Source organism: Acinetobacter sp. CY05 (genome assembly GCF_059515805.1).
Window position 1 is genome coordinate 21,799 of record NZ_JCAKMW010000026.1, and the last position, 10,194, is coordinate 31,992.

Annotated in this window: 11 protein-coding genes; 10 read left to right on the forward strand and 1 reads right to left on the reverse strand. The window is 43.5% G+C overall.

The features are described from left to right. The first annotated feature begins 6 nt into the window (after positions 1-6). From AC5YCD_RS13830 to dmpG, 9 genes are read left to right on the forward strand one after another with little or no spacing between them, the layout of a single operon-like run. On the forward strand, positions 7-357 hold the full coding sequence (locus AC5YCD_RS13830) for a phenol hydroxylase subunit P4 (protein WP_496130585.1): 351 nt from the start codon (positions 7-9) through the stop codon (positions 355-357). Positions 358-368: 11 nt separating this feature from the next. Next, entirely contained in the window at positions 369-1,430 is a 1,062-nt protein-coding gene (locus tag AC5YCD_RS13835) for an NADH:ubiquinone reductase (Na(+)-transporting) subunit F (RefSeq protein ID WP_496130586.1), read from the forward strand. Between the two features lie 19 nt (positions 1,431-1,449). Then, positions 1,450-1,782, forward strand: a complete 333-nt coding sequence (locus AC5YCD_RS13840) for a 2Fe-2S iron-sulfur cluster-binding protein (RefSeq protein WP_496130587.1) — start codon at positions 1,450-1,452, stop codon at positions 1,780-1,782. Continuing rightward, complete coding sequence (locus tag AC5YCD_RS13845; RefSeq protein WP_496130588.1) at positions 1,772-2,692, forward strand: catechol 2,3-dioxygenase; 921 nt, start codon at positions 1,772-1,774, stop codon at positions 2,690-2,692. The genes AC5YCD_RS13840 and AC5YCD_RS13845 overlap by 11 nt, the downstream gene beginning before the upstream one ends. Before the next feature lie 54 nt (positions 2,693-2,746). Beyond that, positions 2,747-3,577 (forward strand): alpha/beta fold hydrolase, encoded by an 831-nt coding sequence (locus tag AC5YCD_RS13850; RefSeq protein ID WP_496130589.1) that lies wholly within the window; start codon positions 2,747-2,749, stop codon positions 3,575-3,577. A 53-nt stretch (positions 3,578-3,630) separates the two neighbouring features. After that, entirely contained in the window at positions 3,631-4,512 is an 882-nt protein-coding gene (locus AC5YCD_RS13855) for a SphA family protein (RefSeq protein ID WP_496130590.1), read from the forward strand. 4 nt (positions 4,513-4,516) lie between these two features. Then, on the forward strand, positions 4,517-5,308 hold the full coding sequence (locus AC5YCD_RS13860; protein ID WP_496130591.1) for a 2-keto-4-pentenoate hydratase: 792 nt from the start codon (positions 4,517-4,519) through the stop codon (positions 5,306-5,308). Positions 5,309-5,341: 33 nt separating this feature from the next. After that, complete coding sequence (locus tag AC5YCD_RS13865) at positions 5,342-6,298, forward strand: acetaldehyde dehydrogenase (acetylating) (RefSeq protein ID WP_496130592.1); 957 nt, start codon at positions 5,342-5,344, stop codon at positions 6,296-6,298. Position 6,299: 1 nt separating this feature from the next. After that, a complete protein-coding gene (gene dmpG / locus AC5YCD_RS13870; protein WP_496130593.1) occupies positions 6,300-7,328 on the forward strand; it encodes a 4-hydroxy-2-oxovalerate aldolase in 1,029 nt (342 codons plus the stop codon). 48 nt (positions 7,329-7,376) lie between these two features. Here the strand turns inward: dmpG and AC5YCD_RS13875 are convergent, their stop codons facing one another. Then, the gene (locus AC5YCD_RS13875; protein ID WP_496130594.1) at positions 7,377-9,065 is read right to left on the reverse strand and encodes a sigma 54-interacting transcriptional regulator; all 1,689 of its coding nucleotides are present in this window, start codon (positions 9,063-9,065) and stop codon (positions 7,377-7,379) included. Positions 9,066-9,393: 328 nt separating this feature from the next. Between AC5YCD_RS13875 and AC5YCD_RS13880 the strand changes: the two genes are divergently transcribed. Beyond that, positions 9,394-10,194: Ig-like domain-containing protein (locus tag AC5YCD_RS13880; protein WP_496130595.1), on the forward strand; the 801-nt coding region annotated here is incomplete at its 3' end.

The following is a 10,194-nucleotide window of genomic DNA, read 5'->3' on the forward strand; positions in this document are numbered from 1 at the left end:
ATTCTTATGTCAGTTATCGCCCTAAAACCGAATTATCAAGGAAAAGTTCGTGATGCCAAAGATCAATACGATGGTCAGCAAATCCTCTTTGTTGAGTGGCATGGTCATTTAAGCATTAGTGCGCCGATTGCGCTATTGGTCAATCCAGCGCAGAAATTCCAGAACTTTATCGACACACAGCTGAATGAAAGTGTATTTGCCAGTCATCCAGATTGGCACAGCGTGGACTGGTCAGCGGTGGAATGGACCTTTCAACGTGAAGCGCTTAATTTTCAAGCACAGGACAGTTTTGAAAGTTTAAATATTGGGCATAAGTCTTACTTACGTTTTCATACCCCTGGCTTAAATGGACTATAAGGAGCAGCAAGATGACGTATGAAGTAACCATCGAGCCCTTAGGTCAGACGATTGAAGTTGAGGAAGGGCAAACCATTTTAGATGCAGCCTTACGTGCAGGTATTTGGCTGCCCCATGCCTGCGGTCATGGTTTATGTGCAACATGTAAAGTACAAGTGACTGAAGGTGAGGTTGACCTCGGTGAAGCTTCGCCATTTGCACTGATGGATATGGAGCGCGCGGAAGGCAAAGCATTGGCTTGCTGCGCGATTCCCCAGTCAGATTTAAGTATTGAAGTGGAAATTGATGAAGATCCAGATGCAAGAGTCATTCCTTTACGTGATTTTGAGGCAACTGTTGACTCAATTGTCGACTTAACACCAACGATCAAGGGTATTTTCTTACGTGTTGACGGGGAAATCGAATTTCAAGCTGGACAATATATTAATTTATATTTACCGGGCTTATCAGAGCCACGTGCATTTTCAATTGCTAGTGCGCCTTCAGAGAGCAACTTAATTGAACTGAATATTCGCCGTGTACCGGGTGGGATTGCCACCACATGGATTCATGATGATCTAGAAGTTGGACAAAAACTTAAATTTTCAGGTCCACTAGGGCGCTTCTATACGCGTTTTTCTGATCCAAATCCTGTGATTTTTATTGCCGGAGGTTCAGGTCTATCCAGTCCAAAATCCATGATTTTAGAACTGCTAGAAAGTGGCGATTCGCGTGCGATTACCTTATTACAGGGCGCGCGAAACCAAGCAGAATTGTACTACTACGATTTCTTTAATGACTTGGCTGAAAAGCATCCTCAATTACGTTATGTACCCGTGCTGTCTGATGAAGCCAATGACAGTGACTGGACAGGTGAGCGTGGTTTTGTGCATGAGGCCGCTATACGCGTCTTTGATAATGACTTTAGAAATCATAAAGCCTATCTGTGTGGCCCACCACCGATGATTGAAGCATCGATCCGCGCACTGATGCGAGGGCGTTTATTTGAGCGCGATATTCATATGGAAAAATTCTTAAGCGCAGCCGATGCAGCCAATCAGGCAACACGTAGCCCATTGTTTAAGAATATTTAGGATGAGGAGGGTGCTGAGCATGTACCTGATTCAATTACTCAATGTAAATGAGCAATTCTACTGTGCTGATGGGCAAACCTTATTACAAGGCATGCAAGCGCTCAGCCGTAAAGGCATTCCCGTTGGATGCCGGGGTGGGGGTTGTGGAATCTGCCGCATTAAAGTGAGCCAAGGTGATTATGACTGTCAACGCATGAGCAGCGTCCATGTGAATGCTGAAGAATTGCAACAAGGCTATGCCTTAGCTTGTCGTTTATATCCAAAAAGCGATTTGGATGTTGAAGTATTAGGACTTAAAAACTGCAAGAAGCCCTTGCAGATGATGAAAGGGATGTCACAACATGAATTATAAACCTGTTTCTCGGCCTGGCCATGTGGCACTACGTGTGCTTGATTTAGAAGAATCCGTACAACACTATGTGAATGTATTGGGATTGATTGAAACGGGGCGGGATGCCCAAGGCCGTGTTTATCTTAAAGCTTGGGATGAGCATGACCATCATTGTTTGATTTTACGTGAGGCAGACGCACCAGGCATGGATTGTATGGCGTTTAAAGTCATCAATGCTCAAGAATTAGAACGCCTTGCACAGGCATTACAAGATTATGGGGTGGCGATTGAACGCATCGCTGCGGGTGAAAACTTAGCAACCGGTGAGCGTATTCGTTTTACTGCACCTACAGGACATGTATTTGAACTGTATGCACATAAAGAAATTTTTGGTAATGGGATGCCAACCACCAATCCTGGCATTCAAGCACAAAATTTAAGAGGCATTCATCCAAGCCGCTTTGATCATTGTGCTTTAATGGGAGAAGGCGTTGAAGCCAGTTACCGATTGTTTAAAGATGTGCTTGGTTTCGATTTAGCGGAACAAGTGGTCGATGGTGACACGATGATGGCGGCTTTTATGTCATGTAGTAATAAGCCGCACGATGTTGCATTCATCTTTGCGCCAGACAAAGGTAAATTGCATCATATGTCCTTCTTTGTTGAATCGTGGGCGCAGGTCTTATCGGCTGCAGATACCATCGCCAATCATGATGTATCACATGAAATAGGACCAACGCGTCACGGTATCACGCGTGGTGAAACACTGTATTTCTTCGATCCTTCGGGCAATCGTAATGAAGTGTTTAGTGGTGGCTATATTTGGTATCCAGACCGTCCAACCTTGACGTGGACTGCAGATGAATTACCACGCGCAATTTTCTTTACTGAACGTAAGCTCAGTGAAACCTTCTTTAATGTCATGACTTAAATAAACGCAGTATGTATTGCTTTAACGATTTAGATAAAAATAAGAGATGAAAAAATGAATATTAATGTTAATCCAGAAATCGTCAATTCCATTCAAACAGGAAATTTCCTGACCAATTATCATGATACAGGTAAAGGTTTTCCTGTGGTGATGGTGCATGGCTCAGGCCCAGGTGTGACCGCATGGGCGAATTGGCGCTTGATTATGCCTGAATTGGCACAAGATCGCCGTGTGCTTGCACCAGATATGCTGGGTTTTGGTTATACCGAACGTCCAGCAGGCGTGGTCTATAACAAAGACATTTGGGTACAGCAGCTTAAAGACTTATTTGATGCCTTAAACATTGAGCAAGCAGACTTAGTGGGTAACTCTTTTGGTGGCAGTATTTCCTTAGCCTTTGCGATTGCGTATCCAGAACGCGTACGTCGTTTGGTGCTGATGGGTAGTGTAGGTGTTCCTTTTGAAATTACAGAAGGACTAAACAACGTTTGGGGCTATGAACCCTCGTTTGAAACGATGCGTAAATTGATGGATACCTTTGCCCATAGTCGAGCTTTAGTAACAGATGAGTTAGCTGAATTGCGCTATCAAGCCAGTATTCGTCCTGGTTTCCAAGAATCGTTCTCTGCCATGTTCCCTGCACCACGTCAACGTTGGGTCGATTCACTGGTGAGTCCTGCGGAACAGATTGCTCAATTGCCGCATGACACCTTAATTATTCATGGGCGTGAAGATAAAGTCATTCCGCTGGATACATCCTTGCAATTATTTTCGTTAATCCCACATGCACAATTACATGTCTTTGGTGAGTGCGGTCATTGGGCACAGATCGAACATAGTGCACGTTTTGCCCGTTTGCTCAGAGACTTCTTCAGCGAAGCCTAAAGGACTCCGCCTGTAGCAAGGTCGCAGCAGGCGCTTTAATAAAAGGACAATATATGAAAATTAAGTTTAGCCACTTAGTTTTAGGGGCGCTATTGGCTTTAAATAGCCAAATGGGCTGGAGTACAGAAAATGGTGCAGACTCATTTGCCTTAGGTGCAGAGGGCGTTTTGGCTGGAGCATTGCCACCGCCTGGAGTTTATCTGCTGACGTATTATCAAAACTATACTGCGTCCGAATTTGTCAATGATTCAGGTCGGACCTTAATTGCAGATTTTGATATTGATGCTAAAGCCTTAGTGCCACGTCTGGTATGGATGACTGAACAGCAAGTGTTGGGTGGTCAATTGGGTTTTTATGCCGCACAGCCATTGGTGGATTTGCGTCTTAAAATGGCCGGTCAATCAGATCATGAACATGGTCTTGGTGATTTTATATTTGCTCCGATGCTGGGCTGGCATTCAGGTCATCATCACTGGGCAGCGGCAATTGAAACGGTATTTCCAACGGGTAAATATGATCAGAATCGACTGGCAAATTTAGGTAAGAACCATTATAGCTTCCGTCCTATTTTCGCCTATAGCTATAGTGATCCTACAGGTTGGGACATTTCAACCAAGTTTTCTTATAGTTTTAATACTGAAAATGATGACACACAATATCAATCTGGCGACTACTTTGCTGCTGATTATAACGTTGGCTATAAAGTCACACCGCACTGGTTAGTCGGTCTACAAGGTTATGCCTTTAAGCAATTTACAGATGATCAACAACAAGATGTGGATATTGGATTTAAAGGACAAGCGCTCGCCTATGGGCCAGCAGTTGCTTATCAAAAAGACGGTTGGGCATTAGAAGCAAAATATTTGACTGAGACTGAAGTTAAGAATCGACCTAAGGGTGATGCAACATGGTTGAAATTTGTATGGTCATTTTAGGAGAATGTTAATGCAAGCAATTTTACAACACTGTGCAGACCAACTTTTGCAAGCTGAGTTAAACGTAAATGCAATTTCACCTGTACGTGAGCAATTGGGCCAACAGGCTAATCTTGATCACGCCTATCAGATCCAGGCGATCAATACCCAACACGCTTTAAAGCAAGGTCGACGTTTAGTCGGTAAGAAAATTGGTCTCACATCATTCGCCGTGCAGCAACAATTGGGTGTGGACTCTCCTGATTTTGGCATGCTATTTGACGATATGGCTTATGCTGATGGTGAGATGATTCCTACAGGCAAACTGATTCAGCCCAAAGTTGAGGCAGAAATTGCATTGGTTCTCAAAGCAGATCTTGATCACACTGTTCACAGCATCGATGAAATGCTGGCGGCGATTGATTATGTTGTAGCAGCGATTGAAGTTGTGGACAGTCGGATCGAGAATTGGAATATTTCACTGCTTGATACTGTGGCGGATAACGCATCTTCAGCTGCCTTTGTCTTAGGTAGGAATCAAGTCGTAGCAACAGAGATTGACTGGGTCAATTGTGCTATGCAGATGCGCTGTGCTGAAGGTATTGTGTCTGAGGGTCAAGGTAAAGCCTGCTTAGATCACCCCCTGAACGCCGCGATTTGGCTCGCCAATGAGATGCTTAAACGTGGTCGACCGCTACAAGCTGGAGATATTGTCCTGACAGGCGCTTTAGGTCCTATGGTTAAAGTTGAAGCTGGACAGTGTTATACCGCTGAGATCGAAGGGTTGGGCAAAGTGACTGCACGATTTAGTGAATGAGCCTATCAGTATAAAGAAAGAAGGATAATAACGATGGAAAAAATAAAATGTGCCATCATTGGCTCAGGCAATATTGGCACTGATTTAATGATCAAATTGATGCGCAATGCACAGTATGTCGAATTGGCTGCCATGGTTGGTGCTGATCCACATTCCGATGGACTGGCGCGTGCTGCTCGCTTTGGTTTCGAGGTTACGGCAGACAGTATTGAAGGACTCCTGAAGCTACCGAGCTTTAAAGACATTAAAATTGTTTTTGATGCGACCTCAGCAGGTGCACATGCGCATCATAATGCCGTGTTACAGCAACATGGTATTCAGGTGATTGATCTAACCCCTGCTGCGATTGGTCCTTATGTGGTGCCTGTGGTGAATTTAGAGCAACATTTAAATGCACAAAATATCAATATGGTGACGTGTGGTGGGCAAGCGACCATTCCGATGGTGCATGCGGTGTCGAAAATAGCCAAAGTGCACTATGCAGAAATTATTGCCTCGATTGCCAGTAAATCTGCAGGGCCTGGAACCCGTGCCAATATTGATGAATTTACTGAGACTACATCTAAAGCGATTGAACAAGTCGGTGGTGCCCAACGAGGCAAGGCGATTATTATCATGAATCCTGCTGAACCACCACTCATGATGCGGGATACAGTGTATTGCTTGGCAGAATTGGGTGCAGATCAAGCCGCAATTCGTCAATCGGTTCAAGAGATGGCCGCAGCAGTACAAGCTTATGTGCCGGGCTATCGCCTGAAACAGGAGGTGCAGTTTGAAGAGTTTGACCCATATCATCCGTTAAATATTCCAGGTTTAGGTCAACTCAGCGGTTTAAAAGTCTCGATCTTCCTCGAGGTTGAAGGCGCAGGACATTACTTACCTGCCTATGCGGGTAACTTAGACATTATGACCAGCGCAGCACTCGCTGCGGCTGAGCGCTTGGCACAGTCGCATTTTAAACACCCATATACGCTCACAGCGGAGGCCTAAGATGATCGATCCACAACGTAAAATTTATGTTTCTGATGTGACCTTACGCGATGGTATGCATGCCATTCGGCATCAATATTCACTGGAGCAAGTGCGTCAGATTGCACGCGCGCTCGATGAAGCAGGGGTAGATAGCATTGAAGTCGCACATGGCGATGGCTTACAAGGTTCAAGCTTTAATTATGGTTTTGCTGCCCATACCGATTTAGATTGGATTGAAGCTGTTGCCAGTGAGGTCAAACAGGCCAAAGTTGCCACTTTATTGCTGCCGGGGATTGGAACCATTCATGATTTAAAAGCGGCCTATGATGCGGGTGCACGAGTGGTACGTGTAGCGACTCACTGCACAGAAGCGGATGTCTCCAAACAACATATTGAATATGCGCGCGAATTAGGCATGGATACTGTTGGCTTTTTAATGATGAGCCATATGAATAGTCCAGAAGGTTTGGCCCAACAAGGCAAGTTGATGGAAAGTTATGGGGCACAATGTATTTACGTGGTGGATTCAGGCGGTGCCATGAACATGTATGACATCGCAGCGCGCTTTAAAGCCATGAAAGCTGCGTTAAGACCTGAAACTGAAACAGGAATGCATGCCCACCATAATTTAAGTTTAGGGGTGGCCAATAGTATTGTGGCACTCGAACATGGCTGCAATCGTATTGATGCCAGTCTGACGGGCATGGGTGCAGGGGCAGGTAATGCACCGCTTGAAGTATTTATTGCTGCAGTTGAACGTATGGGACTCAACCATGGCTGTGATGTTAAAAAACTGATTGATGCTGCAGAAGATATTGTACGTCCATTACAAGAAAGACCGGTACGCGTAGATCGAGAAACTTTAGCCTTAGGTTATGCAGGCGTCTATTCAAGTTTTCTACGTCATACTGAAACGGCGGCGGCAAAATATGGTCTATCGGCCTTTGATATTTTGGTTGAATTAGGCAAGCGTCGTATGGTCGGTGGCCAAGAGGATATGATTGTGGATGTAGCTCTAAATATGCTCAAATCGCAGCCCAGCACCTAATAAAAAAGCAGCTGATTAAGCTGCTTTTTTATAACTAATGTGATGTGCTTAAGCTAGTTTTTTATATTTATAACCCATTTGAGCACGACTAATACCCAACAAACGTGCCGCAGCACATAGGTTACCTTGGCTTCTTTCCACAGCAGTTTTGACAAATAAATTTTCAATTGATTCTAAAGTAATATTTTTCTCGAGCAGTTGCTGCATGAGATCCTCTAAGGATGGGTCCGGGACCTGGGTGATTTTGCCCTCGTAATTCAACATGTTGATATTTTCATTGAGCAGCGTAGTGTAAGACGGTGGGAATAACATGGTTGCATCGATAAAGCTATCTTGATGCGCTAAGATCATGCCTCTTTCAATCACGTTTTCCAGCTCACGAATATTGCCTGGCCAATCATGTGATTTAAGCGCATGGATGGCTTTATCCGTTAAGCCCTTAATACGTTTACCTTCACGCAAAGAAAATTTATCGATAAAACGTTGTGCTAGCGCCAAAATATCTGATTTACGTTCGCGTAAAGGGGGGATAGAAACAGGAAAAACATTTAAACGATAATACAGATCCTTCCTAAATGTGCCATTAGCAACAGCTTCAGCGAGATCAACGTTAGTTGCGGCAATCACTCGAACATTGACCTTACGCGTTTCGCTACTGCCTAAGCGGTCAATATCACCCGATTGCAGAGCACGCAGTAAACGGGTTTGGGCGGCCATGCTCAGTTCACCCACTTCATCTAAAAATAGTGTTCCACCGTCGGCTCTTTCAAAACGTCCAGCCCGTGAGGTTTGTGCGCCAGTATAAGCACCTTTTTCTATACCAAATAACTCTGACTCGATTAACTCGTTAGGTAAAGCACCGCAGTTCACTGCGATGAAAGGCTGCTGTGCACGTGGGCTCGCATGATGGATTGCATTGGCAAAGACGTCTTTACCTACACCAGTTTCACCGAGTAACAGAACAGTCACAGGGCTTGAAGAAGCACGTTCTGCGAGTGCCCACGCCTCTTTAAATTGAGCTGATTCACCAATCAAATCGACTGGAAGTTCTGGCTTTGGAAGGGCTTTTTTTAAGTCTTCAACTTGGCTTTGTAAAGCTATTAGTTGTTCAACAATAGAATCTGCTTGATAATATTGTAATTCTTCAGAAACATCATCCCACTCATCCAAAGGCTTGCCAACAAAGCGAGGGCCTTGAGGAGTTATCTCAATTTGCTTATGTAAAATAAAGCGATTCATAATGCCACTGACATAGCCTGTCGCATGTCCGAGTTCACTCCAAGCCACTGCCGTTTGATCAGGCGCTACAAAGTCTTGATGAATTTGATATTCTAAAGAGTTACGCCAGATAGCATCAATATAATAATGTCCATTTTCAATATCAATTTCTACAGCATTGACATCTACTTTGACCATCCCTTCTAAAGCATGTAGTAAAGGACCTTTATGGAGCAGTTCTAAGTCACTTAGATTTTGGTAGCTTGATTTAACAATTTCGGCATCTCTTAATCCTGCAGCATAACCAATCCGAGTAAGAACTCCACGTGTACGTTCTAACCCTAAAGTATCGATTAGTTCTTTACGTAGTGCGATGAGAGATGAAGAGTGCATCAGCATCATACGTTCTTCATCTAGCCAAATTTGCCCAGTTTCAAATGAGAAACGTAATCTCGATGAAATTTCGGAAATACCGGGTGAACTCTTGTCCCAATCCTTGAGACGTATTGTTGGAGTCATTTGAGTGTTCCTACACATACTTTTATTTATTTTTCAGCCTCTCTAGCATACAAGGCAAATTGTACAAGTCAATGTGACGAATGTTATGCGATCTTATTAGAGTAAATAAGATAATGAATTGGTTATAATCAGCTATGTTTAGCTGTATCAATAAACTATACATTTTTCTGGATAAAGGGTTTTTGAATTTCTTTATATCAATTTTTCAGATATTTATATTAGAAAAATAGTCCGTCAATTGACTAATTATTGGTTATATGTCTCATTTTATAGTGGAAAAGTGAAGTATTATGCCAATAATAAATTCAATTAAACGTGTCAATAAATCATGATGAAAGATGAGCGTACAATTATTGGGGTTGTAACAGCAGGTGCAACAGTCACTGCGATGATCAATAATAGATCAGTAGGTAAAGCGGTTGCTGATGCCAATGGTTATTATGTTTTAAAGCTTAACAAAGCCTATACCAATGGTGAGAAAATCGATCTTAGCGCGAAGGATAAAGCTGGCAATACTTCGCATGTAGAGAGCATTATAGTTGCTGACACAACAGCACCTACTCAACTGACACAGAAATTAGAGAAAGATAATCGTACGATTACGGGCAAAAGTGAAGCTGGCGCCACCGTGATTGCCACTGTTGCGGGCAAAGTTGTTGGCACAGCACAAGTTGCTAAAGATGGTAAATATAGCCTTTACCTTGATCAACTCTTTAGCAATGGTGAGAAGGTAGAATTATTTGCTCAAGATCAGGCGGGTAATCAAAGTAAGGTGAATAGCGTTACTGTTAAAGATACGACAGCACCTGATCAACTGACTTTAAGCCTAAGTGCTGATAATAGAACGATTACAGGGAAAACTGAGGCAGGTGCAACAGTCACTGCGATGATCAATAATAGATCAGTAGGTAAAGCGGTTGCTGATGCCAATGGTTATTATGTTTTAAAGCTTAACAAAGCCTATACCAATGGTGAGAAAATCGATCTTAGCGCGAAGGATAAAGCTGGCAATACTTCGCATGTAGAGAGCATTATAGTTGCTGACACAACAGCACCTACTCAACTGACACAGAAATTAGAGAAAGATAATCGTACGATTACGGGCAAAAGTGAAGCTGGCGCCACCGTG

What these genes read in the sequence shown, in the direction of transcription:
- AC5YCD_RS13830 (WP_496130585.1), top strand. Translation starts at nt 7, where the DNA reads ATGTCAGTTATCGCCCTAAAACCGAATTATCAAGGAAAAGTTCGTGAT.
- AC5YCD_RS13835 (WP_496130586.1), top strand. Translation starts at nt 369, where the DNA reads ATGACGTATGAAGTAACCATCGAGCCCTTAGGTCAGACGATTGAAGTT.
- AC5YCD_RS13840 (WP_496130587.1), top strand. Translation starts at nt 1,450, where the DNA reads ATGTACCTGATTCAATTACTCAATGTAAATGAGCAATTCTACTGTGCT.
- AC5YCD_RS13845 (WP_496130588.1), top strand. Translation starts at nt 1,772, where the DNA reads ATGAATTATAAACCTGTTTCTCGGCCTGGCCATGTGGCACTACGTGTG.
- AC5YCD_RS13850 (WP_496130589.1), top strand. Translation starts at nt 2,747, where the DNA reads ATGAATATTAATGTTAATCCAGAAATCGTCAATTCCATTCAAACAGGA.
- AC5YCD_RS13855 (WP_496130590.1), top strand. Translation starts at nt 3,631, where the DNA reads ATGAAAATTAAGTTTAGCCACTTAGTTTTAGGGGCGCTATTGGCTTTA.
- AC5YCD_RS13860 (WP_496130591.1), top strand. Translation starts at nt 4,517, where the DNA reads ATGTTAATGCAAGCAATTTTACAACACTGTGCAGACCAACTTTTGCAA.
- AC5YCD_RS13865 (WP_496130592.1), top strand. Translation starts at nt 5,342, where the DNA reads ATGGAAAAAATAAAATGTGCCATCATTGGCTCAGGCAATATTGGCACT.
- dmpG (WP_496130593.1), top strand. Translation starts at nt 6,300, where the DNA reads ATGATCGATCCACAACGTAAAATTTATGTTTCTGATGTGACCTTACGC.
- AC5YCD_RS13875 (WP_496130594.1), bottom strand. Translation starts at nt 9,065, where the DNA reads ATGACTCCAACAATACGTCTCAAGGATTGGGACAAGAGTTCACCCGGT.